Here is a 25,516-nt window from a genome sequence, read left to right on the forward strand (position 1 = left end):
CGGCCGTGCTACAGGCCGTAGCGCTCGCGCGCCTCCTTCACGGCCGTCGCCTTGACCTCGCCGCGGCGGGCCAGCTGGGCCAGCGCCGCGACCACGATCGACTGCGCGTCGACGCCGAAGTGGCGGCGGGCGGCGTCACGGGTGTCCGACAGACCGAAGCCGTCGGCGCCCAGCGAGGAGTAGTCCTGCTCGACCCACTGCGCGATCTGGTCCGGCACCTGGCGCATGTAGTCGGACACCGCGAGCACCGGCCCCTCGGCACCCTGGAGCGCCTGGCGGACGTACGGCACGCGCTCGTCGCCCCGCAGCAGCGCCGCGTCGGCCTCCAGCGCGTCCCGGCGCAGCTCGCTCCACGACGTCGCCGACCACACGTCGGCGGCGACGCCCCACTCGTCGGCCAGCAGCCGCTGCGCCTGAAGCGCCCAGTGGATCGCCGTACCGGAGCCCAGCAGCTGCATGCGCGGGGCGTTCGCGACCGGGGTCAGGCCCGCCGACTCGGCGGTGTTGAAGCGGTACAGACCCTTGACGATGCCCTCGTCGATACCGAGGCCGGCCGGCTTGGCGGGCTGCAGCAGCGGCTCGTTGTAGACCGTCAGGTAGTAGAAGACGTCCTGGTCCTCGCCCGGCTTGGCCTCGCCGTACATCCGGCGCAGACCCTCGCGCACGATGACCGAGATCTCGTAGGCGAAGGCGGGGTCGTAGGTCAGCGCGGCCGGGTTGGTCGCGGCGATGACCGGGGAGTGGCCGTCGGCGTGCTGGAGGCCCTCACCGGTCAGCGTGGTGCGGCCGGCCGTCGCGCCGACGAGGAAGCCGCGGCCGAGCTGGTCGCCGAGCTGCCACATCTGGTCGGCCGTGCGCTGCCAGCCGAACATCGAGTAGAAGATGTAGAAAGGGATCATCGGCTCGCCGTGCGTCGCGTACGCGGTGGACGCGGCGATGAAGTCGGCCATCGAACCGGCCTCGGTGATCCCCTCGTTGAGGATCTGGCCGTTCTTGGCTTCCTTGTAGTACATCAGCTGGTCGCGGTCGACCGGCTCGTACGTCTGGCCCTTGGGCGAGTAGATGCCGAGCGACGGGAACAGCGACTCCATGCCGAAGGTGCGCGCCTCGTCGGGGACGATCGGCACCCAGCGCCGGCCGGTCTCCTTGTCGCGGACCAGGTCCTTGACCAGGCGGACGAAGGCCATCGTGGTCGCCAGGTTCTGCGAGCCGGAGCCCTTGTCGAAGGCGGCGAAGGCCTTCTCGGCGGGCGCGGGCAGCGCGGCCACCGGGTGCACGCGGCGGGCCGGTGCCGGACCGCCGAGGGCGGCGCGGCGCTCCTGGAGGTAGCGCACCTCGGGGGAGTCGGCGCCCGGGTGGACGTAGGGGACCACGCCGTCGGCGAACAGGCTGTCGGGGACGGGCAGACCGAGCAGGTCGCGCATCGCCTTGAACTCGTCCACCGACAGCTTCTTCATCTGGTGGTTGGCGTTCTTCGACGCGAAGCCCGTACCGAGGGTGTGGCCCTTGACCGTCTGGGCCAGGATCACCGTCGGCGCGCCCTTGTGCTCCAGGGCGGCGCGGTAGGCGGCGTACACCTTGCGCGGCTCGTGACCGCCACGGGAGAAGTGGAAGCAGTCGAGGATCTTGTCGTCGCTCAGCAGCTTCGCCATCTCGGCCAGCGCCGGGTCGGCGCCGAAGAAGTCCTGGCGGATGTAGGCGGCGTCGCGGGTCTGGTACGTCTGGACCTGCGCGTCCGGTACCTGGCGCAGCCGGCGTACCAGCGCGCCGGTGGCGTCCAGCTGGAACAGCTCGTCCCAGGCGGAGCCCCACAGCGTCTTGACGACGTTCCAGCCGGCACCGCGGAACTGGGCCTCCAGCTCCTGCACGATCTTGAAGTTGGCGCGGACCGGGCCGTCGAGGCGCTGGAGGTTGCAGTTGATGACGAAGGTGAGGTTGTCCAGTTCCTCACGGGCGGCCAGCGCGAGCGCGGCCGTCGACTCCGGCTCGTCCATCTCGCCGTCGCCGAGGAAGGCCCAGACGTGCGAGGCGGAGACGTCCTTGACACCGCGGTTGGTCAGGTAGCGGTTGAAGCGCGCCTGGTAGATCGCGGAGAGCGGGCCGAGGCCCATCGACACCGTGGGGAACTCCCACAGCCAGGGCAGCCGGCGCGGGTGCGGGTACGACGGCAGGCCGTTGCCCGCGGCCTCGCGGCGGAAGTTGTCGAGGTGGTGCTCGTTCAGCCGGCCGTCGAGGAAGGCGCGGGCGTAGATGCCGGGGGCGGCGTGGCCCTGGATGTAGAGCTGGTCGCCCGAGCCGTCGCCCTCCTTGCCCTTGAAGAAGTGGTTGAAGCCGGTCTCGTAGAGCCAGGCGGCGGAGGCGAAGGTGGCGATGTGGCCGCCGACGCCGTACTTGCTGCCGCGGGTCACCATGGCGGCCGCGTTCCAGCGGTTCCAGGCGGTGATCCGCGCTTCCATCTCCTCGTCACCGGGCACGGACGGCTCGGCGGGGGTGGGGATGGAGTTGACGTAGTCGGTCTCCAGGAGCTTCGGCAGCGCGATGCCGTTGCCCTCGGCCCGTTCCAGCGTGCGGCGCATCAGGTAGGCCGCGCGGTGCGGCCCGGCCGCCTCGGCGACGGCGTCCAGCGAGGCCCGCCATTCGGCGGTCTCCTCCGGATCGCGGTCGGGGAGCTGGTCGAGCTCGCTCGGCTGGATGGCCTTGGGGTCGGTCATGTCGCCGCCTTCCTCAGTCGAAGGGGGTGCCCTCATCGGTAAGGGATCGGGGGTGCCCTTGGTCTTTGGCAGGACAGGGCGTGAGGCTCTGGTGGAAGCCCGTGGGGGACTCTAACTCCTTGATCGATGATCGATCAAAGGGTTGAGAAGCAAAACCTCTTGATCACGAGAAAGTCGGCACGCGGTGCCTTGCCCGCAGGCACGCGGTGCCGCGTGATCTCGGGGTTTGCGCAGGTGGGGTCGCATGTGAGTGTGGTGTCGCTCTCATGTTCCGGCCTGCCTCGCGGCGTCGTCTCCGGCCCTCTCCGGCCGTCCCGGCCCGCTGTGCGCCATGCCTCACGGCCGGGGCGCGCAGCCCAGCACGTGCGCCTTCACGATCTCCGCGATACGGGGGTCGCGGCGCCGGAACGCGGCCACCAGCTCCTCGTGCTCCTCGGCGTACGACTGCTGCACCGTCCCCAGCCAGCGGATCGACAGCGCCGTGAACACCTCGATGCCGAGCCCCTCCCAGGTGTGCAGCAGCACCGAGTTGTCGGCCGCCCGCACCAGCTCCCGGTGGAAGGCCACGGTGTGCCGCACCTGGCCCGTGCCGTCCGCCTTCCGGTCGGCCTCGTACAGCGCGGTGACGTGCGGCTCCAGCGCCGAGCAGTCCTCGGCGAGCTTCGTCGCGGCCAGCTCCGCGGCGATGGCCTCCAGGCCGGCCCGGACCGGGTAGCTCTCCTCCAGGTCGGCGGCCGTCAGGTTGCGCACCCGCACGCCCTTGTTCGGCGCCGACTCGATCAGCCGCAGCGACTCCAGTTCGCGCAGGGCCTCGCGCACCGGGGTCTGGCTGACCTCCAGTTCGGTGGCGATACGCCGCTCCACGATCCGCTCGCCCGGCTGCCAGCGTCCACTGATGATCCCCTCGAGGATGTGCTCGCGGATCTGTTCGCGCAGCGAGTGGACGACGGGCGCGGTCATGAGAGCTCCTTAGGAAGGGCCCGGCGGCCCCGGGGGCGTTCGACGTTTAGACAATACGGCCGCCGGCGCGTCCGGGAAGGGCGCTCGGGGGCGCTTTCGCGCAGGTGAGACGAGACTTACACGCCGTGGGCGGACGGGGGTGCCCAGCAGCTCGGTCCGGCCCGATCGTGCCCGGCCGCGGGTCCGTCGTGGCTGGTCGCGCGGTTCCCCGTGCCCCTGGAGTTGGTGGTCGCGCGGTTCCCGGCGCCGTCGGGGGCGCAACGGCGACGCCCCGCCCGGAGAGGATTCCGGGCGGGGCGCCGTACCGCGACAGGGGAGATCAGAGGCCGAGTTCGACCTCGAACTCGCCGGCCTCCAGGATCGCCTTGACCGCCGTCAGATAGCGGGCGGCGTCGGCGCCGTCCACGAGGCGGTGGTCGTAGGAGAGGGTCAGGTACGTCATGTCGCGGACGCCGATGACCGTGCCCTCCTCCGTCTCGATGACGGCCGGACGCTTGACCGTCGCACCGATGCCGAGGATCGCGACCTGGCCCGGCGGCACGATGATCGTGTCGAACAGCGCGCCGCGTGAACCGGTGTTGCTGATGGTGAAGGTCGCGCCCGCCAGCTCGTCCGGCGTGATCTTGTTGCCGCGGACCTTGGCCGCGAGGTCCGCCGTGGCCTTGGAGATACCGGCGATGTTGAGGTCACCGGCGTTCTTGATGACCGGGGTCATCAGGCCCTTCTCGGAGTCCACCGCGATACCGACGTTCTCGGTGTCGAAGTAGGTGATGGTCCCCTCGGCCTCGTTGATCCGGGCGTTGATGACCGGGTGGGCCTTCAGCGCCTGGGCGGCCGCCTTCACGAAGAACGGCATCGGGGAGAGCTTGACGCCCTCGCGCGCGGCGAACGAGTCCTTGGCCTGGGCGCGCAGGCGCATCAGACGGGTCACGTCGACCTCGACCACCGAGGACAGCTGGGCCTGCTCGTGCAGCGCCTTGACCATGTTGTCGCCGATGACCTTGCGGATCCGCGGCATCTTCACGGTCTGGCCGCGCAGCGGGGAGACCTCGAGGACCGGGGTCTTCCGCGCGGCGGCGGCGGCCGGGGCGGCCGGAGCCGGAGCGGCGGCCTTGGCGGCCTCGGCGGCGGCCAGGACGTCCTGCTTGCGGATACGGCCGCCGACGCCGGTGCCCTTGACGGTGGCCAGGTCGACGCCGTTCTCGGCGGCGAGCTTGCGCACCAGCGGGGTGACGTAGGCGCCCTCGTCGGTCGCCTGGGCGGCGGGCGCCGGAGCGGCCGGAGCCGCCGGGGCGACCGGAGCCGGAGCGGCCGGCGCGGGAGCCGGAGCCGGAGCCGCGGGCCGGGCCGGGGCGGCGGGAGCCGGAGCAGCGGCGGCCGGAGCCGGCGGGGCCACGGGGGCGGCCGGAGCCGGAGCCGGGGCGGCCGGGGCGGGCGCGGCGGCCGGAGCGGCACCCGGGGCGCCGATGACGGCCAGCTTGGCGCCGACCTCGGCGGTCTCGTCCTCGCCGACCGTGATCTCCAGCAGCACACCCGAGGTGGGCGCCGGGATCTCGGTGTCGACCTTGTCGGTGGAGACCTCGAGCAGCGGCTCGTCGGCCTCGACGCTGTCACCGACCGACTTCAGCCAGCGGGTGACGGTGCCCTCGGTGACGGACTCGCCGAGCGCGGGCAGGACCACGTCCGTGCCCGCGGCACCGCCGGCGGGGGCGGCGGCCGGAGCGGCGGCGGGGGCCGGGGCCGCGGGGGCCTCGGCGACGGGCGCCGGCGCGGGCTCGGCGGCCGGGGCGGGGGCCTCGGCGGCGGCCGGGGCCGGGGCGGCGGCCGGGGCGCCGGTGCCGTCGTCGATGATCGCCAGCTCGGCGCCGACCTCGACGGTCTCGTCCTCGGCGACCTTGATGGAGGACAGCACACCAGCGGCCGGAGCCGGGATCTCGGTGTCGACCTTGTCGGTGGAGACCTCGAGCAGCGGCTCGTCGGCCTCGACGCGCTCACCCTCGGCCTTCAGCCAGCGGGTGACAGTGCCCTCGGTGACGCTCTCGCCGAGCGCCGGAAGGGTTACGGAAACCGCCATGGTTTCGGTTGCTCCTTACGAATTGCGGAAGTCTGTGTCGTCGCGTTCGTCGACCGAGGGGTCAGTCGTGCGAGTGAAGCGGCTTGCCGGCCAGGGCCAGGTGGGCCTCGCCGAGCGCCTCGTTCTGGGTCGGGTGGGCGTGGATGAGCTGGGCGACCTCGGCCGGCAGCGCTTCCCAGTTGTAGATCAGCTGGGCTTCGCCGACCTGCTCACCCATGCGGTCGCCGACCATGTGGACGCCGACCACCGCACCGTCCTTGACCTGGACGAGCTTGATCTCGCCCGCGGTCTTCAGGATCTTGCTCTTGCCGTTGCCCGCCAGGTTGTACTTCAGAGCGACGACCTTGTCCGCACCGTAGATCTCCTTGGCCTTGGCCTCGGTGATGCCCACGGAGGCGACCTCGGGGTGGCAGTACGTCACCCGCGGCACGCCGTCGTAGTCGATCGGGACGGTCTTCAGACCGGCAAGCCGCTCCGCCACCAGGATGCCCTCGGCGAAGCCGACGTGCGCGAGCTGGAGCGTGGGGACCAGGTCGCCGACCGCGGAGACGGTCGGGACGTTGGTCCGCATGTACTCGTCGACGAGGACGTAGCCGCGGTCCATGGCGACCCCGGCCTCCTCGTAGCCCAGGCCCTGGGAGACCGGGCCGCGGCCGACGGCGACGAGGAGGACCTCGGCCTCGAACTCCTTGCCGTCGGCCAGGGTGACCTTCACGCCGTCGGCCGTGTACTCGGCCTTCTGGAAGAAGGTGCCCAGGTTGAACTTGATGCCGCGCTTGCGGAAGGCGCGCTCCAGGAGCTTCGAGGAGTTCTCGTCCTCGACCGGGACCAGGTGCTTGAGGCCCTCGATCACCGTGACGTCGGTGCCGAAGGACTTCCACGCGGACGCGAACTCGACGCCGATGACGCCGCCGCCCAGCACGATCGCCGACTTCGGCACGCGGTCCAGGACGAGGGCGTGGTCGGAGGAGATGATCCGGTTGCCGTCGATCTCCAGGCCCGGCAGGGACTTCGGCACGGAGCCGGTCGCCAGCAGCACGTGCCGGCCCTGGATGCGCTGTCCGTTGACGTCCACCGAGGTCGGGGAGGACAGCCGGCCCTCACCCTCGATGTAGGTCACGTTGCGGGAGGCGACGAGGCCCTGGAGCCCCTTGTACAGGCCCGAGATCACCTCGTCCTTGTACTTGTGGATCCCGGCCACGTCGATGCCCTCGAAGGTGGCCTTGACGCCGAACTGCTCGCTCTCGCGAGCCTGGTCGGCGATCTCGCCCGCGTGCAGCAGGGCCTTGGTGGGGATGCAACCCCGGTGCAGGCAGGTACCGCCGACCTTGTCCTTCTCGATCAGGGCGACGTCCAGGCCCAGCTGAGCCCCGCGCAGGGCCGCGGCGTAACCACCGCTGCCACCGCCGAGGATCACTAGGTCGAAAACGGTGCTGGCGTCGTTCGCCACGTCACGTCCTCCATGCATGTGCGCCACGCCGGTCTCCAGTGACCGGTCGGCGGCTGGTGTCCGGCCGCTTTTTGCCTTCGGCCCTTCGGTGGGGGCCCTGTCCTGCCGTGCCCCATCTTCGCACCTGTCACGCCCGGACGAGACGCGGGGCCGGGGTGTGATACGTCCCACCCCGGCCGGGACGGCCCGGGGGCGGGGAGTGCGCGCGACCGTGCGATCGCGCGTACTCCCCGCCCCCGTGACCCGACGGCGCGTTCGGAACCGGCGGGCGGACTCAGCCCAGGTCGCCCGTGGCCGTCAACTCGGCGAGCCGCACCAGCGTCCGCACGGCCGACCCCGTGCCGCCCTTCGGCGTGTAGCCGAACGGCCCCTGCTCGTTGAAGGCGGGCCCCGCGATGTCGAGGTGCGCCCAGGTGATCCCCTCGCCGACGAACTCGCGCAGGAACAGGCCGGCGACCAGGCCGCCGCCCATCCGCTCGCCCATGTTCGCGATGTCGGCGGTGGCGGAGTCCATGCCCTTGCGCAGGTGCTCCGGCAGCGGCATCGGCCACGCGGCCTCGCCGACCTCCGCCGCCGCCTCGTACACCGCGGTGCGGAAGACGTCGTCGTTGGCCATGACCCCGAAGGTGCGGCTGCCCAGCGCCATCATCATGGCGCCGGTCAGCGTCGCGACGTCCACGATCGCGTCCGGCTTCTCCTGGGACGCCGCCCACAGGGCGTCGGCCAGCACCAGCCGGCCCTCCGCGTCGGTGTTGAGCACCTCCACGGTCTTGCCGCTGTACATGCGCAGCACGTCGCCGGGCCGGGTCGCGGAGCCGGAGGGCATGTTCTCGGCCAGCGCCAGCCAGCCGGTGACGTTGACCTCCAGGCCGAGCCGGGCGGCGGCGACCACCGCGGCGAAGACCGCCGCGGCACCGCTCATGTCGCACTTCATCGTCTCGTTGTGGCCGGCCGGCTTCAGCGAGATGCCGCCGGAGTCGTAGGTGATGCCCTTGCCGACGAAGGCGAGGTTCTTCTTCGCCTTGGAGTGCGTGTACGACAGCTTCACCAGGCGGGGCGCGGCCGTGGAGCCGGAGCCGACGCCGAGGATGCCTCCGTAGCCGCCCTTGGCGAGCGCCTTCTCATCGAGCACCTGGACCTTGATGCCGTTCTCCTTGGCCGCGGCCTGGGCGATCGCGGCGAAGGACTCCGGGTTGAGGTCGTTGGGCGGCATGTTGATCAGGTCGCGGGCCCGGTTCAGCTCCTCGGACACCGCGGTGGCGCGCTCCGCGGCGGCCTTGTGCGCCTTGTCGCGGGGCTTGGCGCCGAGCAGGGCGGCCTCGGCGAGGGGGGCCTTGCTGTTCTTCCGGTCCTTGGCGGGGCCGTTGTCGGCCGTCCCCTTGTAGGTGGTGAAGGAGTACGCGCCGAGCAGCACGCCCTCGGCGATCGCGCCGACGGCGGCGGCGTCGGCCACCGGCAGGGCGAAGGCCGCCTTCTTCGAACCGGCCAGCGCGCGCGCCGCCGCGCCGGCCGCGCGGCGCAGGGCGTCCGCGTCGTACGCGTCCGCGTCGGCGTCCTTGTCGGGCCGCGCGCCCAGGCCCACCGCCACCACGAGCGGTGTCTTGAAGCCGGCCGGGGCGGGCAGCTTCGTCAGCTCTCCCTCGGCCCCGGAGGCACCGAGGGTTTCGAGGACGTCGGCCAGCCTGCCGTCGTAGGCCTTGTCCACGGCCTCCGCGCCCGGTGCGACGACCGGGCCCTTGTCGCCCTTGGAGACACCGATCACGATCGCGTCGGCCCGCAGGCCGGGCGCCGCGGCGGTGCTGAGAGTCAGAGCAGTCACGGTGGTGAAATCTCGCTTCCGATGTGAAGTTGCTGTGGTCGGACTGTGGGTCGTCCGGGCACGACAGCCGACCCCGGACGTCCCCGCGCACGGTGGTGGCCGGGGCGGCGGACGTCGACACGAGACTACGCCCGGCCGTCATTCGCGCATGCCTGCGGGCGTTCACCTGTCGGTGGCGTCGTCGCCACATCCCGATCCTCGCACTCCATGACCTGAGTCACACTCGTCGGGTTCCGGTGAGCCAGCCGCTCGCCGCTTTGCATGATTTCCACTGATCCTCCTCGGAATGACCACAAGGGGGATCTTCTGGGGGAGGGACCACACTCATGGCACCACGCGTGCGCAGATGGAGAGAGACGGCCGCCGTTCTGGCGGCCGCGGGACTGATCACGCTGGGAGTCTCCGCACCCGGCGCGTCCGCGGCACCGCAGCCGCGGATCGACCTGAGGGTGCTGGTGGTGGACGACGGCGACGGCCCCGTCGGCGCCATCGCCGCCCAACTGCGGAGCACCGGCATCCCGTACACCACCGTCCGGCTCGACGACCCGAACCGCCCGACCGTCAACGCCGCCTTCCTGAGCGACACGGTGGGCGGCACGCCCCGGGCCAGGTTCCAGGGCGTCGTGCTGCCCGACGAGGCCCCGTTCGGCGCGGGCTCGGCCGAGCAGACGGCGCTGGAGAACTACGAGCGGACGTACGGCATTCCGCAGGTCGACGCCTACACCTGGGCCCACCCGGGAGTCGGCCTGGACTACACCAGCGAGGGCGGCTGGGCCGGCACCCTGGACGGCAGCCCGGCGGCGGTGACCGACGCCGGACGGGCGGGCCCCTTCGGATACCTCGACGGGGCGTTCGCCTTCGAGGACAACTCGCCCTCCGTACAGGAGAGCTACGGCTACGCGGCCCGCCCGCGCGCCGGTTTCACCAGCTACGTGGACGTCGCCGTGCCCGGCGGGACCGGGCGCGGCAGCCTGGTCGGGGAGTACGCGCACGACGGCCGCCGCGAGCTCGTCGTGACCTTCGCCTACAACCAGCACCAGCAGCAGTTCCGGGTCCTCGCCCGCGGCATCGTGGAGTGGCTGACCCAGGGCGTCCACCTGGGCTTCGACCGCAACTACTTCGCCGTGCACGTCGACGACGTCTTCGCGCCCGACAGCCGCTGGGACACCGAACGCGACTGCACCCCGGGCGACTTCGACTGCGCGGACGGCGACGGCGCCGGCACCACGCCGATCCGGATGACCGCCGCCGACGCCCAGTACGCCGCCGGGTGGCAGCGGCAGCACGGCTTCACGCTCGACATGGTCTACAACGCCGGCTCGGGCGAGGAGTGGAAGGCGGAGCACGGCGGCACGGACGCGCTCACCACGCGGCTGCTCGCCGACCGGGCCCAGTACCGCTGGATCAACCACACCTACACGCACCCGTACCTGGGCTGCGTGCAGGACACCTCCACCGTGCCGTGGGCCTGTGCCCGCAACGCGGACGGCACGATCCGCTGGACGAGCCGCGCCGAGATCTCCGAGCAGATCCGCGACAACCACAACTGGGGTGTCGCCCGCGGCCTCCCGGTGGACCGCACCGAACTCGTCACCGGCGAGCACTCCGGCCTGCGGACCCTGCCCCAGCAGCCCGAGGACAACCCGAACCTCGCGCGCGCCCTCGCCGACAACGGCGTCGCCTGGGTCGCATCCGACAACTCCCGCGAGCCGCAGCAGCGCCCCGTCGGCTCCGCGTCGACCGTGCCCCGGCACCCGATGAACGTGTACTACAACGTCGGGACGGCCGAGGAGATGGCCGACGAGTACAACCACATCTACACCTCGCGGGCCGACGGCGGCAGCGGCGTCTGCGAGACCAACCCGGCCTCCACCTGCCTGGACGAACCGCTGGACCCGGCCACGGGCTACGCCTCCCACATCGTCCCGCAGGAGGCCCGCACCGCGCTCGGTCACGCCCTGAACAACGACCCGCGCCCGCACTACGCCCACCAGTCCAACCTCGCCGAGGACCGGCTGCTCTACCCGGTCATGGAGAAGGTGCTCGCCGACTACCGGGCCCTGTTCGCCGACAACACCCCGGTGGAGAACCTGAGCCAGAAGGCCATCGGCACCGAGCTCCAGCGCCGCGCCGCCTGGCAGACCGCCCTGGACCAGGGCCGGGTCACCGCCTACCGGACGGGCAGCACCGTCACCGTCACCGCCCCGAGCGGCGTACAGGTGCCGGTGAGCGTGCCGGAGGGCACCCGCAAGCAACTCCTGCTGGGCACCGCGGCGTTCGGAACGGCGTACGCGGGGGAGCGGTCGGCCTGGACCAAGCCCGAGCTGCTCCAGAGCGCCGTCACGCTGAGACTGCCGTGACGACGCCCGCGTAGCGCGGCGCACCGCGACACCGGACGCACCCCGGACTTCGACCGGCCGGGGTGCGTCCGGTCCGGGCCGCAGGGCCGACGAAGGACGTTCCGCAGGGGGGAAACCACGCATGAGGCGTACCGGCCGTCATGTCACCATGCTCACCGAAGGCACCTATCCGCATGTCCACGGCGGGGTCAGCACCTGGTGCGACCAACTCGTCCAGGGCATGCCGGAGGTCGGCTTCCAGGTCGTCTCGCTCACCGGCAGCGGCCGCGAGCCGGTCACCTGGGAGCTGCCGCCCAACGTCTACCGGCACACCCCGGTGCCCACCTGGGGCCCGCGGCCCGGCCACGCGCGGGCACCGTACGGCAGGGCACGGCGCCGGTTCACCGACTCCTACGAGCGGCTGCTGCTGTCCTTCCTGGACCCCGAGTCGCGCTGCGACTTCGGTACGGCCCTCTACGAACTGGCCGAACTGGCCCGCGCCGGGCGGCTGTCGGCGGCCCTGCGCACCGAGTCCGCGCTGCGGTCGCTGATGTGGATCTGGACGATGCCGCATCTGCCGACCGCCGCCGCCGGACCCACCGTCCACGACGCGCTGACCGCGACCGACCTGCTGGAGCACGCCCTGCGGCCGCTCGGCGTCCGGATCCCCGAGGACAGCGTGGCGCACGCCGTCAGCAGCGGCCTGGCGACGCTGCCCGCCCTCGCCGCGCGCCGCCTGGACGGGGTGCCGTTCCTCCTCACCGAGCACGGCATCTACCTGCGCGAGCGCTATCTCGGCTACCGGCGCGACGCCCAGCGCTGGCCGGTGAAGGCGTTCATGCTCGGCTTCTACCGCGAACTGAACTCGCTCGGCTACCGCGCCGCCGACCTGATCACCCCGTGCAACGAGTACAACCGGCGCTGGGAGGAGCGCGGCGGCGCCGACGCGCACCGGATCCGCACCGTGTACAACGGCGTCGACCCCGCCGCCTTCCCGCACGCCGGCCCCGAACCCGACACCCCCACCCTGACCTGGTGCGGCCGCGTCGACCCGATCAAGGACCTGGAGACCCTGATCCACGCCTACGCCGCCGTCCGCGCCGAGCTGCCGGAGACCAGGCTGCGCCTGTTCGGCCCGGTGCCGCCCGGCGGTGAGGCGTACCGGACCCGGCTGGAGAAGCTCGCCGCGGAGCTGGGCGTCACCGACGGCCTCAGCTTCGAGGGCCGGATCAGCGAGGTGTGGCGGGCCTACGCCGCCGGGCACGTGGTGATGCTGTCGTCCATCTCCGAGGGCTTCCCGTTCTCCATCATCGAGGCCATGTCCTGCGGCCGTACGACGGTGTCGACCGACGTCGGGGGAGTGCGCGAGGCGGTCGGCGACACGGGACTCGTGGTGCCCCCGCGCGAGCCGGAGATGATGGCCGCCGCGGCGCTGACCCTGCTCAAGGACGACACGCGGCGGCTGAGGCTGGGCGAGATGAGCCGCCAGCGGGTCATCGACCGCTTCACCCTGCGCCGCTCGGTGGACGCCTTCCGCACGATCTACCAGGAACTCGCGGGCCTGCCCGAGGTGTACGAGCCCACGGTCGAGACGGTCGCCGACTGGACCCTCGAACTGCGCGACCCCTGGTACGGGGCCGCCGCCTGGGGCTCCGCCCGCACCGGGCCCGAGAACGGCGCCGGCCGGTGAGCGGCAGCGTCTGGCTGCCTCCCGGCGCCCGCCCCGACTCCCTGCCCGCGATCCCCCGGCAGCGCACCCCGAGCTGGGCGCAGCCCGACCCGATCGACGAACTCGCCGTACGCCTCGACGACTTCATAGCCGCCGCCGTCCACCCCGACGAGATCGCCGCGCTGCTGGAGTCGGACGGCCTGTCGGACGACCGGATACGCGAGCGCTACGGAGTGAAGAACTCCTTCGCTCTCGCCGAGGAGCTGTACGAACGCGTCGACCGCCGCTATCCCGAACCCGAGGACCTCCCGCACGACCCCTGGCGGATCGGTCTGCTGGCCTGTCTGCTGCGCGGTGTCGTCTTCGTGCTGCCCGGCTTCGCCCACCTCCTCGGCGCGCCCCTCCTCGCCGGTCCGCGGGGCGACCTCGGCCTCCCGGCCGGCACCGTCCCCCTGCTGGCCGGCGCCCTCACCGGGTGGGCCTGGAACCAAGGGCTCGCGCACCGCGCGTACGCGTGGCTGGGCCTCGGCGACCGCTCGTCCGCCCGCCGCTGCCTGCTGCTGGGCGCCCCGGTCGGCGCGCTCCTCGGCGCCCTGGCCGCGCTCGCCGTCGCGGGCACCGCTCAGCCGGCCGCCGTCGCCTTCGCCGCCGGCCAGTCCTGCTACCTCGGCGCGTCCACCACGCTGCTCGTGCTGGGCCGCGAACGGGCGCTGCTCGCCGCCCTGCTGCCGATGGCGGCGGGCACGCTGCCGACCCTGGTCCGGGACGTGCCCGAGTCCGCCCGGGTGCTGCTGCTGCTCGGTTCGCTGGCGGCGGTGGTGGTCCTCGCCCTGGTCGAAGTGGCCCCCGCGGTACGCGATCTGGGCCGGGGCTGCTGGACGGCGGGGCTGACGGCGCTGCTGCCGTTCGGCGCGCCCGGCGGCCGGCCGCCGGCGCCGGTGGGCGGACCACGGCTCGCCGCGTCCCTGCCGTACGCGCTGTTCGGCCTGGCGAGCGGTGTCCTCGTGCTGTACGCGGCCCTCGGCGAGGTACTGGCCGGAGGAGAACTCAGCGCGATCGCCGCGCCCGCCGCCGTCGCCCTCACCCTGAGCATGGGCCCCGCCGAGTGGCTGCTGCACCGCTTCCGCAGCGACAGCCTCGCCGGACTGCGCTCCACCGGCAGCCCGCGCGCCTTCCGGCGGGCCACGGTCCGCACGCTCGCGGTGTGCCTCATCGGCTACCTGGCGGTCCTGCTCGCCCTCGCCCTGACCACGGCGGCCCTGTGGCCGCACACCCCGTCCCCGGACGGCTTCCGGCTGGCCGGGCTGCTGATGCTCGGCGTGGTCCTGTGGACGGGCCTGCTCCTCCAGTCGGTCGGCGCGGTCCTCGGCGGCGCGGCCATCTGCTGCGCCGCCGCGCTGGTCCAGACCCTGGCCCTCGTCACGCACACCGGTACCCCGCACATCGTGGGTCTCGTGGTGTACGGCGCGGCCGCCGCCGCCCAGGCCGTGCTGGTCTGCGGCCTGCTCGGAAGGGCCACGGCACACCGATGAGCTCCCTGCTGGTCCCCTACTACGAGCACCCCGCGCACCGGCCCGCCGAATGGGACGCGATCGTGGCCGCCGCGCCCCGGCTGTACGGCGTCGTCCTCAATCCGGCCAGCGGCCCCGGCGACCGGCCCGACCCGGCCTTCGCCTCGCTCGCCGCCCGGCTGCGGGCGGCGGACGTCCGGGTGCTCGGCTACACCGACACCGGCTACGGCCGCCGCGCCCACGCCGAGGTCGTCCGCGATCTGACCCGGCACAAAGAGTGGTACGGCGCGGACGGCGCCTTCCTCGACCAAGTCGCCTCCGGTCCGGCCGAGTTCGGCCACTACCAGCGGCTGGCGACGGCCGCCTGGGGCGCCGGCTGCGGCACGCTCGTCCTCAACCACGGCACGCACCCGCACCCCTGGTACGCCCGACTCGCCGATGTGCTGGTGACCTTCGAGGGCGACTGGGAGACGTACCGCGCGCTGCCTTCGCATCCGCCGCCCGGCGCCGGGGCCCGGCTGTGCCACCTGGTGTACGGCGTACCGGCCGGCGCGGACGCGGCGGCGCTGGCCCGGACGCGGGGTGCGGCCGTCCATTGCGCGGTCCCGGGGGTGGGGGATCATCCCTGGGGCACGTTGCCGCACACCCTGGAGCCGCCCCGATGAGACGTCCGGCGAAGTGGGCCGCCTCGCTCGCCGTCCCGCTGGCCCTGCTCGCGGGCTGCACGTCCGCCGCCCCCGAACGCGACCCCGCCGACGCGCGGGCGACCGGCAGGATCTGGCAGCCGCGCCCCGGCGCCGACTGGCAGTGGCAGCTCAGCGGCCGGGTCGACACCTCCGTCGACGTGCCCGTCTACGACATCGACGGCTTCGACCAGAGCGAGCGGACCGTCGCGGAACTGCACGACCGGGGCCGCAAGGTCATCTGCTACCTGTCCACCGGCGCGTGGGAGGACTGGCGCCCGGACGCCGGCGAGTTCCCGGAGCGGGTCCTCGGCAAGGGCAACGGCTGGGACGGCGAACGCTGGCTCGACATCCGGCGGACCGACGTCCTCGAACCCCTCATGGCGGCCCGGATCGACATGTGCGCCGACAAGGGCTTCGACGCCGTCGAACCCGACAACATGGACGGGTACCGCAACGACACCGGCTTCCCCCTCACGGCGGACGACCAGCTCCGCTACAACCGCCTGATCGCCGGACTCGCCCACGAACGGGGCATGTCGGTGGGCCTGAAGAACGACCTCGACCAGATTCCCCAACTGGTGGACGACTTCGACTTCGCCGTCAACGAGCAGTGCGCCCAGTACGACGAGTGCGGGTCGCTGACCCCGTTCATCGAGGCGGGCAAGGCGGTCTTCCACGTCGAGTACGAACTGCCGACCGGCGACTTCTGCCCCGAGTCCCGCCGTCTGCGGCTGAGTTCGCTGCTGAAGAAGTACGAGCTGGGGGTGTGGCGCAGGGCGTGCTGAGCCGGGCTCAGCCCAGTGCCGACACCACGAGCGCGGTCGTCGCCGCCGCCTCGGCGAGGCCGCCGAACACATCGCCGGTCACCCCGCCGAACCGGCGCACGCAGTGGCGCAGCAGCAGTTCGGCGACCACGGCCGACGCGGCCACCGCGAGGGCGGCGCGGGCGACGTCGTACGGCCCGAGGAGCGCCCCGCACAGTGCCGCGGCCGCGGTGACCGCGAGGGCGACCCCCAGCGCGCCGCGCACCGGGACCACCCCGGCGACGGCCGCCCCGAGGCCGTCCGGCCGGGCCGCCGGCACACCGCCGCGGGCGGCCAGTGTCAGCGCCAGCCGGGCGGCGGCCGCCGCGACGACGGCGGCCAGCGCGCCGCGCGCCCAGGAGGTGTCGTAGAGCTGCGCCAGGGCCGCGACTTGCGCGGCCAGGACGAGGACCAGGGTGATCACCCCGAACGGCCCGATGTCCGACTGCTTCATGATCCGCAGCGCGTCCTCGGCGGGTTTGCCGCTGCCCAGTCCGTCCGCGGTGTCGGCCAGTCCGTCCAGGTGCAGACCGCGGGTGAGGACGGCGGGCACCGCCACGCTCGCGACCGCGGCGAGCAGCGGGCCGGCGCCCAGCAGGAGCAGCAGCAGACCGGACCCCGCGGCGCAGACCCCGACGACCAGCCCGACGAGCGGCGCGCACAGCATCCCGCCCCGTGCCGCGCCCCGGTCCCAGCGGCTCACGGTGACGGGCAGGACGGTGAGCGTGCCGACGGCGAAGCGCAGGCCGTGCAGCGGAGGGATCTCGGACATCAGGGCAGCGTACGCGACCAGGTGTACGGCACCTCAGGGAGAATCTGGGCAAACTGGACGCATGGGATCCTGGCTGGAGCGCAACATCATCGAACCCGGCAAGCTCCCGCTGCTCCTCGCCCTCGCCGCGTTCGTCCTCACCTTCCTGATCACCCGGCTCATCACCCGGCTCATCCGGGCCGGCAAGGGCCCCTTCGGGAACGTCAGCGCGGGCGGGACGCACATCCACCACGTCGTCCCCGGCGTCGTCCTCACGGTCGTCGGCGGCTTCTGCGCGGTCGCCGGCGGGCAGCGCGGATTCGGATCGGCCCTCGCCGCGGTGGTCTTCGGGATCGGAGCGGGTCTGGTGCTGGACGAGTTCGCGCTGATCCTGCACCTGAGCGACGTCTACTGGACGGAGGAGGGCCGCAAGAGCGTCGAGGCGGTGGTGCTGACCGCGTCCCTGGTCGGCCTGTTCCTCCTCGGGTTCTCGCCCTTCGGCGTCGACGGCCTCGACGAGGACGACCTCCAGAGCCGCGGCACGGCGATCGCCACGATCGTCGGGAACTTCGCCGTCGCCCTCGTCGCCCTCGTCAAGGGCAAGATCCGGATCGCGATCTTCGGCGTGATCATCCCCTTCGTCGCCCTGTTCGGCGCGATCCGGCTGGCCCGCCCCGGCTCCCTCTGGGCCAGACGCCTCTACCGCCGCCGCCCGCGCGCCCGCGCCAGGGCCCGGCTGCGCGCCTACCGGCACGACCGCCGCTGGGCGGGTCCCACCCGGAAGTTCCAGAACTGGATCGGCGGCACGCCGGGCCCGGAACCGACCCGGGCCCTGGAACGCCACTGACCGCGGCGCCCCGCGGTGGATCATTCCGCCGGCGTCGGCTCGCTCCGGGGCTCCTCTGCCGTCTCGCCGTCCGGCTCCGCCGGTGCCGGCTCCGGGCGTTCGGGCAGTTCCGCCGCCAGCGCCGCGGCGGCCTGCACCAGCGGCAGCGCCAGCAGCGCCCCGGCGCCCTCGCCCACCGACACGCCGTGCTCCAGCAGCGGTTCCAGCGCCATCCGGTCGAGCGCCTTGGCCTGGCCCGGCTCGCCGCTGCGGTGTCCGGCCAGCCACCAGTCCGGCGCCCGGAACGCGATCCGCTGGCCCACCAGCGCGCACGCGGCGGCCACCACACCGTCCAGGATCACCGGCGTCTTGCGTACGGCGCACTGGAGCAGAAAGCCCGTCATCGCCGCGAGGTCGGCACCGCCCACCGTCGCCATCAGCCGCAACTGGTCCCCGAGCACCGGCCGGGCCCGCCGCAACGCGTCCCTGATCGCGGCGCACTTGCGCATCCACGCCAGGTCGTCGATGGCCAGTCCGCCCCGCCCGGTCACCACGGACGCGTCGGTTCCGCACAGCGCGGCGACCAGCACCCCGGCCGCCGTCGTGCCGCCCACGCTCACATCGCCGAGCACGATCAGATCCGTGCCGGAGTCGGCCTCCTCGTCGGCCACCGCGATGCCGGCCAGGAAGGCGGCCTCCGCCTCCTCCAGGGTGAGCGCGTCCTCGATGTCGATGCGTCCGCTGCCGCGCCGCACCCGGTGCCGTACGACGTCCTCCGGCAGCGTCGCCGGGTCGCAGTCCAGCGCCATGTCGACGACCCGCACCGGCACGCCGGACCGCCGGGCGAGCACCGACACCGGGCGGCCGCCCTCCAGCACCTCCCGCACCAGATCCGCGGCGCTGCCCGCGGGCCGTGCCGACACGCCCGCCTCCGCGACGCCGTGGTCGCCGGCGAACAGCACCACGCGCGGCCGTTCCACCGGCCGCACCGGTACCGCGCCCTGCGCCGCGGCCAGCCACTCACCCAGGTCGTCGAGGCGCCCGAGGGAACCGGGCGGCACGATCTGACGCTCCCGGCGCGCCTCGGCGTCGCGGCGCATCCCGCCGTCCGGACGCTCGATCAGATCGGTGAAGTCGTCGAGATTAAGCGAGCTCATTGGCCGAACAGTACCGGCCTCGACCGAACCCGACCGCGCCACATCGCCACCTCGATCACGCGACGTCGTTGCACCCGGGATGCCGATCCCATACGTTCCGGTTTGCAGCAGATTGCGTACGTCCCCGGCGGTGATCCCGCCGTACGCCCCACGCGCCCGGGAGCCGCCCATGTCCGCATCCCCCGTGCCCTCCGACCTGCCGTCGGCCGACCGGCGCCGGGCCGCCCGGCACGCCGAACAGGCCCTGGGCACCGACCGCTTCCACGAGCCCCGCCGCACGGACTGCCCCTGGTGCGGATCCGCACGCCTGCGTACCCGCCTGACCGCCCGCGACCTCCTCCAGCACAAGCCGGGCACCTTCACGCTCGACGTCTGCCGGGACTGCGGCCACACCTTCCAGAACCCCCGGCTGACCCGGGAGGGCCTGGCGTTCTACCTGCGTGACCTGGACGGGCACCGCCCGGACGGCGCCCGACAGCACCGCTCGGCGGCCCGCGCGATGCTGCCCCACCCGGAGCCGGAGAGCTGGCTGGACATCGGCACCGGCCGCGGCGAGTTCCCCGCGACGGCCGGCGAACTCTTCCCCTACACCTCCTTCGACGGCCTCGACCCCACCCCGCTCGTCCTGGGTGCCCAGGCCGACGGCCATGTCGAGGAGGCGTACCGCGGCCGGCTCACCGACCCGGAGCTGCGCACCGCACTGCGCGGCCGCTACGACGTGGTGAGCATGCTCCACCACCTGGAACACACCCCGGACCCGCGCGAGGAACTGCGTGCCGCCCTCGCCGCGCTCCGTCCGGGCGGCCGCCTCCTGGTCGAGACGGCCGACCCGACGTGCGCGTTCGCCGCCCTGCTCGGCGGATGGTGGGCCCGGCACGGCCAGCCCCGCCACCTCCATCTGCTGCCCCTGAGCAACGTCCGGGCGGAACTGGAGTCCCAGGGCTGCGCCGTCGACACCGCCGACCGCCACGGGGCGCACGTCCCGCACGACCTGTCGGCGGCCACCTCGCTGGCCCTGGGCCGGATCCTGCCGGACCCCGACGCGCCGGGGCGGAGGACGGCACCGGGCGCGCTGCGGCGGGGCGCCCGGACGGTGCTGACCGGGGCCGCCGCACCCGTGCGGCTCACGGCGACCGCCCTGGACCACGCCCTGGCCCCGCTGCTGTGCCGCGCCGGCTTCTCCAACACCTACCGGATCATCGCCCGCAAGGGCGCCGCACCGCCCGAGGAGTGATCCCCCGTCACCCGCGCAGGACCAGCGCCTGTCCCGCCACCAGCAGCAGCACATGCTCGCACTGCTCGGCGAAGGCCGCGTTGAGCCGCCCGAGTTCGTCCCGGTAGCGCCGCCCCGACGCCGTGGCCGGCACGATCCCCGACCCCACCTCGTTGGAGACGGCGACCACGACACGCCGGGTCCGCCGTACGGCGTCCGTCAGTTCGCGCACCCGCTCCCGCAGCGCCCGTTCACCGCCGCCGCCCCACTCCGCGTCGTCCCACGCGCCGACCGAGTCCATCGCGTCGGTCAGCCACAGCGACAGACAGTCGATCAGCAGCGGCGGTCCGTCCTCGGCCAGCAGCGGTACCACGTCGCAGGTCTCCAGCGTGCGCCAGGACCCCGGCCGGCGCTCCCGGTGCGCGGCCACCCGCTCGGCCCACTCGGTGTCACCGCCCCGGACGCCGCCGGTCGCGACGTACAGCACGTCGGGGAAGGACTCCAGCCGCCGTTCCGCCTCCACGGACTTCCCGGACCGCGCCCCGCCCAGCACCAGTGTCCGCCGCGGCACGTCCGGCACGTTCTCGTACGCCCCGACCGCCAGCGTCGCCCCGTCCGGCACCGCCCGCGCCCCGGCCGCCGCCAGCCGGCGCCGCAACTCGGCGCCGGGCGGCACGTCGTGGTCCAGGTGAACGGCCACCACGTCGGTCGTCGGTCCCACCGAGCCCACCGCCCGCAGCCGGGCCAGCCCGTCCGGGCGCCCCACCACGTCCACGAGCACCAGGTCGTACGGTTCCGCGGCGGCGGTCCCCTCCTCCAGCCCGGCGGGCGCGCATCCCGGCGGGAGGTACAGCAGCCGCTGGCCGTCCGGCCCCGTCACCGCGTAGCCCGTCCCCGGCGCGTCCATGGCCAGCGCCCACACCCGATGTCCCGTCAGCAGCGCCAACTCCCTTCCGTCCGGGACCCGGCCCGGCTGCGGCAGACCGGCCGGCACCTCGACCGCGGGCCCGTCGTGCGGGTGCGAGAGCAGCACCTGCCGTACACCGCTCAGCGAACGCCCCGCCCGTGCCGCCGCGAACGCGGCACCGGGCGTCAGGTCGAGCAGCAGCGCCCCGTCCACCAGGACGGAGGTGGCCGCCCGCGCCCGAGTGCCGAGGGCGGTCGCGCAGGCCGCGCAGGGACAGTCGGGGCGGGGGAGTCCCGCGGGGGCGCCGGTGCCGAGCAGAGTCACTTCCACGGACCTGATTTTCGCCTGTCCCCGCAGCTCTTGCGCGTCCGACTAGGCTCGGTGCGGGAGCCGGACCAAGATCCGGCCCGGCTCCGGACGTGCTGACACCCGGGAGGCGCACATGGTGGCGTGGACGTGGCGGTTCGAGAAGACCGACGGGACGGAGGTCCAGCCCGCCGTGCAGCCCGAGGAGTTCACCACGCAGGGCGACGCCGAGTCCTGGCTCGGGGAGCACTGGAAGGAGCTGCTGGCCGGCGGCGCGGACCAGGTGCGGCTGTTCGAGGACGCCACCGAGATCTACGGGCCGATGAGCCTGCACGCCGACGAGGCGTAAGGCACGCCGCGCACCGGCGAGGGGGCGGCCCGCGATGGGGCCGCCCCTCGCTCACTGCTCGCCCAGGGTGACGTTCACGGTCCGTTCGTCACCGTTCCGGGTGAACGTCACCGTGGTCCGGTCCCCCGGCCGGTCCCCAGCCAGCGCCTCCGACAGCGAGGTGATCGTGGTGATCTCCTCGTCGCCCAGCCCGGTGATGACGTCCCCGGGTTCGATGCCCGCCCGGTCGGCCGCGCCGCCGCTCGTCACCTCGACGACGGCGACCCCGACGGGCCGGTACTGCGCGTCCACCACGGTGCGCCCGGTGATGCCGAGCGCCGCCCGGCCCGAGTCGGTGACCCTGCCGTCCCGGATGATCTGATCGGCGACCGTCCGCACCATGGACGCCGGGATCGCGAACCCGATGCCCGGCGCGGCGCTGCCGCCCAGCTGCGGGTCGAGGGCGGCCAGCGTCGGAATACCGATGACCTGTCCGTCGAGGTTCGCCAGGGCCCCGCCGCTGTTGCCCGGGTTGATCGCGGCCGAGGTCTGCACCATGTTGGCGATCGTCGCGCCCGTACCGCCGTTGCCGCCGCTCTCGGTGACGGTCCGTCCGGTCGCCGACACGATCCCCTGCGTCACGCTCGACGACAGCCCGAGCGGCGAACCCATCGCCAGCACGATCTGCCCCACCGCGACCCTGGACGAGTCGGCGAAGGCCGCCGCTCTGAGCCCCTTCGGGACCCGGTCCAGCCGGATGACGGCCAGGTCCTGCTGCGGGTAGGAGAAGACGAGTTCGGCGGTCAGCACGTCCTCGCTGTTCGCGGTCGTCACGGAGAACGTCCTGTCCTGCGCGACCACGTGCGCGTTGGTGATGATGTGGCCCCGGCCGTCGTACACCACGCCCGAGCCGAGGTCGTTGCGGCCCTGGATCTGCACGACCGACGGCAGGACGTCCGCGATCACCTTCATGTAGTCGCGCTGCAGATCCTCGGCCGCCGGCACGGCGGCCTGCCGGGTCGTCCGCTCCGCGTCGGCGGACGAGGGGGAGCCGGTGCACCCGGCGACGAGCGCGAGGGCCCAGACGAGGGTGCCGACGATGCCCACCCGGCGTGCCGCACGGAAGAAGGGAGCGTCCATGCCCCGAGTCTCCCCGCGGGCGGTGCGTCCGGCCCGCGGTGCTGGCCCGAACGGGCAGCGGTCAGCCGCGCACTCCGCACAGGTGCAGCAGCGCCGCGACCGCCCGGTAGGGCTCCGTCCGTCCGGCCCGCTCCTCGGCCGCCAGCAGCGCCGTCGGGTCGTCCGGCGGCGGTTCCTCGTCCGCCGCGGTGTCCGTGAACACCTGCACGCCGTACCACGCGTGCAGCGGTGCCGCGATCCCCGCGAGGGTGGCGGTCAGCGCCTCGAGCCGGTCCGCCCGCCCGTCGAGCCCCAGCCGGTTCCGGTACGTCGTCGAGTCGAACGCGGCGAGCGTCGTCTGCCAGTCCCCGGACAGCCCCGGCCGCATGGCCAGCGCGTCCGCGTTGCGCACCAGCAGCGACAGCAGCCCGCCGGGGGCGAGCATCCGCGCCAGTCCCGCCAGCAGCGGATCGGGATCGTCGACGTACATGAGCACGCCATGACACAGGACGACGTCGAAGCTGCCGGGCAGGAAGTGCACTCCCGTGTCGCGCCCGTCCCCCTCGATCAGCCGGACCCGCTCCCGTATGCCCTCCGGTTCCGCGCACAGCGCCGCGCGCGCCGCGGACAGCATCGCGGTGTCCTTCTCTATGCCGGTCACCTGGTGCCCGGCACGGGCCAGCCGCAGCGCCTGCGTGCCCCGGCCCATGCCCACGTCCAGCACCCGCAGCCGCCGGCCCACCGGGAACCGCCCGGCTATCTGCTCATCGAGCTGCCGGGCCACCAGTTCCTGCCGTACGAGATCGCGTATCCCGTCGAACCCGGTCGGCCGGGCAGTCGCCCCGGCCCCGGTCAAGGAATCCGCGCTCAGGGCCGCTCTCCGCGCTTGACCTGCGGCTTCGGCAGCCGGAGTCGGCGCATCTGGAGGGAGCGCATCAGCGCGTAGGCGATCGCGCCGCGCTTGTTGTCGTCGGGGAAGCGCTCGTTCAGGCGCTTCTTCAGGCGGTAGCCGGTGACGAACGAGTCCAGGACGATCAGCACGATCACGACGAGCCACAGCAGCAGCGCGATGCTCTGGAGCGCGGGCACCCGGACCATGCTCAGCACCAGGATGACCACGGCCATCGGCAGGAAGAACTCCGCGATGTTGAACCGCGAGTCGACGAAGTCGCGGGCGAAGCGGCGGATCGGACCCTTGTCGCGGGCCGGGAGGTACCGCTCGTCGCCGCCGGCCAGCGCCTTGCGCTGCCGGTCCAGCGCGGCGCGCCGCTCCTCGCGCTGCCGCTTGGCGGCGTCCTTGCGCGTCATCGACGTGTTGGCGACGCTGCGGCGCTGGCTCTGGGCCTCGTTGCGCTTTGGTGTCGGCCGGCCCTTCGGGGCCTGCGGGTCACGGGTCTGCTTGGAGTCGGTCAGCTGCGCCTGGTCGGCGACGGCGGCCTTCTCGTCTTTGGCACGGCTACGGAACACAAAACCCAAGGGTACGGGGTGCGGCGGCATGGACCCCAGTCCCGCGGGGAACGATCCGGCAACACCGGTCGTCTGTACAGGGACAGAGGGGGACGAGGTGTACCTCTCCGGGACGGCCTCGGGCATCCCCGGGGACCACCTACTCCCTACGCCGGAGCACGAGCGCACGCAGTCGTCCTTGGGGATGAGCGCATCCGTCCCCGAACAGTGCGGTAATGGAGGCAGGGCCCGTACTGTGGGTTCTGTCGCAGAGCTGGAGCCGGAGTCCGTCAGAAGGGGGCGCGCGAAGCCCATGAGCGGTGTCATGAAGCGTATGGGGATGATCTTCCGCGCGAAGGCGAACAAGGCCCTTGACCGGGCCGAGGACCCGCGCGAGACCCTCGATTACTCGTACCAGAAGCAGCTGGAGCTGCTCCAGAAGGTCCGCCGTGGCGTCGCGGACGTGGCGACCTCGCGCAAGCGTCTGGAACTCCAGCTCAACCAGTTGCAGCAGCAGTCGTCCAAGCTGGAGGACCAGGGCCGCAAGGCGCTGGCGCTCGGCCGCGAGGACCTCGCCCGCGAGGCGCTGTCCCGCCGCGCCGCACTCCAGCAGCAGGTGACGGACCTCGAGACGCAGCACGCGACGCTCCAGGGCGAGGAGGAGAAGCTCACCCTCGCGGCTCAGCGACTTCAGGCCAAGGTCGACGCCTTCCGTACGAAGAAGGAGACGATCAAGGCGACGTACACCGCCGCGCAGGCGCAGACGCGCATCGGGGAGGCGTTCACCGGCATCTCCGAGGAGATGGGTGACGTCGGCCTGGCCATTCAGCGGGCGGAGGACAAGACGGCACAGCTCCAGGCGCGGGCCGGCGCCATCGACGAGCTGCTCGCCTCCGGCGCCCTGGACGACCCCACCGGCATGGCCAAGGACGACATCCAGGCCGAGCTGGACCGGCTCTCCGGTGGTACGGATGTAGAGCTGGAGCTGCAGCGCATGAAGGCGGAGCTGGCGGGCGGCAGCTCGTCCGGCCAGCAGGCGATCGAGGGCGGCACGGGCCAGTCCCAGACCCCCTCGCAGTCCCAGCAGCCGCAGGACACCCCGCGCTTCGACAAGCAGTAGGCCCACGCCGAGGAGGGCGACATGATCGTTCGGATCATGGGGGAGGGGCAGGTGAGGCTGGCCGACAGCCACCTCACCGAGCTGAACAAGCTGGACGACGAGCTCCTGGCCGAGATGGAGAACGGCGACGGCCCGGGCTTCCGCCGCACTCTCCAGGCCCTCCTGACCGAGGTCCGCGAACTGGGCGATCCGCTGCCGGACGATTCGCTGGAACCGTCGGACCTGATCCTTCCGTCCCCCGACGCCACGCTCGAAGAGGTACGCGAGCTGCTCAGCGACGACGGCCTGATCCCCGGCTGACACCGGGACGGGGATCAGGGG

21 protein-coding genes are annotated in these 25,516 nt (G+C 73.1%); 10 read left to right on the forward strand and 11 right to left on the reverse strand.

Annotation, left to right across the window (positions count from 1 at the left end; genetic code table 11):
• Nucleotides 1–8: 8 nt before the first annotated feature.
• From aceE to DN051_RS27490, 5 genes are all read right to left on the reverse strand, one after another.
• A complete protein-coding gene (gene aceE, locus DN051_RS27470; protein WP_112439703.1) occupies nt 9–2,711 on the reverse strand; it encodes a pyruvate dehydrogenase (acetyl-transferring), homodimeric type in 2,703 nt (900 codons plus the stop codon).
• Nucleotides 2,712–3,047: 336 nt separating this feature from the next.
• On the reverse strand, nt 3,048–3,671 hold the full coding sequence (locus DN051_RS27475; RefSeq protein WP_053763946.1) for a GntR family transcriptional regulator: 624 nt from the start codon (nt 3,669–3,671) through the stop codon (nt 3,048–3,050).
• Nucleotides 3,672–3,990: 319 nt separating this feature from the next.
• On the reverse strand, nt 3,991–5,745 hold the full coding sequence (gene sucB / locus DN051_RS27480) for a 2-oxoglutarate dehydrogenase, E2 component, dihydrolipoamide succinyltransferase (protein ID WP_112439704.1): 1,755 nt from the start codon (nt 5,743–5,745) through the stop codon (nt 3,991–3,993).
• 61 nt (nt 5,746–5,806) lie between these two features.
• A complete protein-coding gene (lpdA, locus tag DN051_RS27485; protein ID WP_162624985.1) occupies nt 5,807–7,195 on the reverse strand; it encodes a dihydrolipoyl dehydrogenase in 1,389 nt (462 codons plus the stop codon).
• 274 nt (nt 7,196–7,469) lie between these two features.
• Nucleotides 7,470–9,014, reverse strand: coding sequence for a leucyl aminopeptidase (locus DN051_RS27490; RefSeq protein ID WP_112439705.1), 1,545 nt, complete (start codon nt 9,012–9,014; stop codon nt 7,470–7,472).
• Between the two features lie 326 nt (nt 9,015–9,340).
• Here DN051_RS27490 and DN051_RS27495 point away from each other — a divergent pair, with 326 nt between their 5' ends.
• The 5 genes from DN051_RS27495 to DN051_RS27515 all read left to right on the forward strand — a co-directional run bounded on the left by DN051_RS27495 (nt 9,341) and on the right by DN051_RS27515 (nt 16,004).
• Entirely contained in the window at nt 9,341–11,374 is a 2,034-nt protein-coding gene (locus DN051_RS27495) for a hypothetical protein (RefSeq protein WP_053763949.1), read from the forward strand.
• Nucleotides 11,375–11,495: 121 nt separating this feature from the next.
• Entirely contained in the window at nt 11,496–13,043 is a 1,548-nt protein-coding gene (pelF, locus tag DN051_RS27500) for a GT4 family glycosyltransferase PelF (RefSeq protein WP_053763950.1), read from the forward strand.
• Nucleotides 13,040–14,554, forward strand: coding sequence for a hypothetical protein (locus tag DN051_RS27505; protein WP_112439706.1), 1,515 nt, complete (start codon nt 13,040–13,042; stop codon nt 14,552–14,554). The genes pelF and DN051_RS27505 overlap by 4 nt, the downstream gene beginning before the upstream one ends.
• Nucleotides 14,551–15,198 (forward strand): spherulation-specific family 4 protein, encoded by a 648-nt coding sequence (locus DN051_RS27510; RefSeq protein ID WP_112439707.1) that lies wholly within the window; start codon nt 14,551–14,553, stop codon nt 15,196–15,198. Before DN051_RS27505 ends, DN051_RS27510 begins: the two co-directional genes overlap by 4 nt.
• On the forward strand, nt 15,195–16,004 hold the full coding sequence (locus DN051_RS27515) for an endo alpha-1,4 polygalactosaminidase (RefSeq protein ID WP_112439708.1): 810 nt from the start codon (nt 15,195–15,197) through the stop codon (nt 16,002–16,004). The genes DN051_RS27510 and DN051_RS27515 overlap by 4 nt, the downstream gene beginning before the upstream one ends.
• 7 nt (nt 16,005–16,011) lie before the next feature.
• On the opposite strand, the gene DN051_RS27520 is transcribed toward DN051_RS27515, so the two are convergent.
• Complete coding sequence (locus tag DN051_RS27520) at nt 16,012–16,794, reverse strand: adenosylcobinamide-GDP ribazoletransferase (RefSeq protein WP_112439709.1); 783 nt, start codon at nt 16,792–16,794, stop codon at nt 16,012–16,014.
• A 61-nt stretch (nt 16,795–16,855) separates the two neighbouring features.
• Here DN051_RS27520 and DN051_RS27525 point away from each other — a divergent pair, with 61 nt between their 5' ends.
• Nucleotides 16,856–17,620 (forward strand): hypothetical protein, encoded by a 765-nt coding sequence (locus DN051_RS27525; protein ID WP_112439710.1) that lies wholly within the window; start codon nt 16,856–16,858, stop codon nt 17,618–17,620.
• A gap of 20 nt (nt 17,621–17,640) precedes the next feature.
• Here DN051_RS27525 and cobT read toward each other — a convergent pair whose 3' ends face one another.
• Nucleotides 17,641–18,756, reverse strand: coding sequence for a nicotinate-nucleotide--dimethylbenzimidazole phosphoribosyltransferase (gene cobT, locus DN051_RS27530; protein WP_112439711.1), 1,116 nt, complete (start codon nt 18,754–18,756; stop codon nt 17,641–17,643).
• Between the two features lie 169 nt (nt 18,757–18,925).
• Between cobT and DN051_RS27535 the strand changes: the two genes are divergently transcribed.
• Nucleotides 18,926–19,990 carry a class I SAM-dependent methyltransferase gene (locus DN051_RS27535; protein WP_079002145.1) on the forward strand — a complete coding sequence of 355 codons (1,065 nt, stop codon included), beginning with the start codon at nt 18,926–18,928 and terminating at the stop codon, nt 19,988–19,990.
• Between the two features lie 7 nt (nt 19,991–19,997).
• Here DN051_RS27535 and DN051_RS27540 read toward each other — a convergent pair whose 3' ends face one another.
• Nucleotides 19,998–21,206: a bifunctional adenosylcobinamide kinase/adenosylcobinamide-phosphate guanylyltransferase gene (locus tag DN051_RS27540; protein ID WP_053763957.1), complete on the reverse strand. Its 1,209-nt coding sequence runs from the start codon at nt 21,204–21,206 to the stop codon at nt 19,998–20,000.
• A gap of 112 nt (nt 21,207–21,318) precedes the next feature.
• Between DN051_RS27540 and DN051_RS27545 the strand changes: the two genes are divergently transcribed.
• Complete coding sequence (locus DN051_RS27545; protein ID WP_053763958.1) at nt 21,319–21,531, forward strand: hypothetical protein; 213 nt, start codon at nt 21,319–21,321, stop codon at nt 21,529–21,531.
• Between the two features lie 51 nt (nt 21,532–21,582).
• Here DN051_RS27545 and DN051_RS27550 read toward each other — a convergent pair whose 3' ends face one another.
• The 3 genes from DN051_RS27550 to DN051_RS27560 form a co-directional block, all read right to left on the reverse strand.
• Nucleotides 21,583–22,650 carry a S1C family serine protease gene (locus tag DN051_RS27550; protein WP_053763959.1) on the reverse strand — a complete coding sequence of 356 codons (1,068 nt, stop codon included), beginning with the start codon at nt 22,648–22,650 and terminating at the stop codon, nt 21,583–21,585.
• Nucleotides 22,651–22,711: 61 nt separating this feature from the next.
• A complete protein-coding gene (locus DN051_RS27555; protein ID WP_053764007.1) occupies nt 22,712–23,413 on the reverse strand; it encodes a class I SAM-dependent methyltransferase in 702 nt (233 codons plus the stop codon).
• Between the two features lie 83 nt (nt 23,414–23,496).
• Nucleotides 23,497–24,126 carry a DUF3043 domain-containing protein gene (locus DN051_RS27560; RefSeq protein WP_234389126.1) on the reverse strand — a complete coding sequence of 210 codons (630 nt, stop codon included), beginning with the start codon at nt 24,124–24,126 and terminating at the stop codon, nt 23,497–23,499.
• A 262-nt stretch (nt 24,127–24,388) separates the two neighbouring features.
• On the opposite strand from DN051_RS27560, the gene DN051_RS27565 reads away from it, so the two are divergent.
• Complete coding sequence (locus DN051_RS27565) at nt 24,389–25,195, forward strand: PspA/IM30 family protein (protein WP_053763961.1); 807 nt, start codon at nt 24,389–24,391, stop codon at nt 25,193–25,195.
• Nucleotides 25,196–25,216: 21 nt separating this feature from the next.
• On the forward strand, nt 25,217–25,495 hold the full coding sequence (pspAA, locus tag DN051_RS27570) for a PspA-associated protein PspAA (protein WP_053763962.1): 279 nt from the start codon (nt 25,217–25,219) through the stop codon (nt 25,493–25,495).
• Nucleotides 25,496–25,516 lie beyond the last annotated feature (21 nt).

It is taken from the genome of Streptomyces cadmiisoli, from assembly GCF_003261055.1.
In the GTDB taxonomy this organism is placed as follows: domain Bacteria; phylum Actinomycetota; class Actinomycetes; order Streptomycetales; family Streptomycetaceae; genus Streptomyces; species Streptomyces cadmiisoli.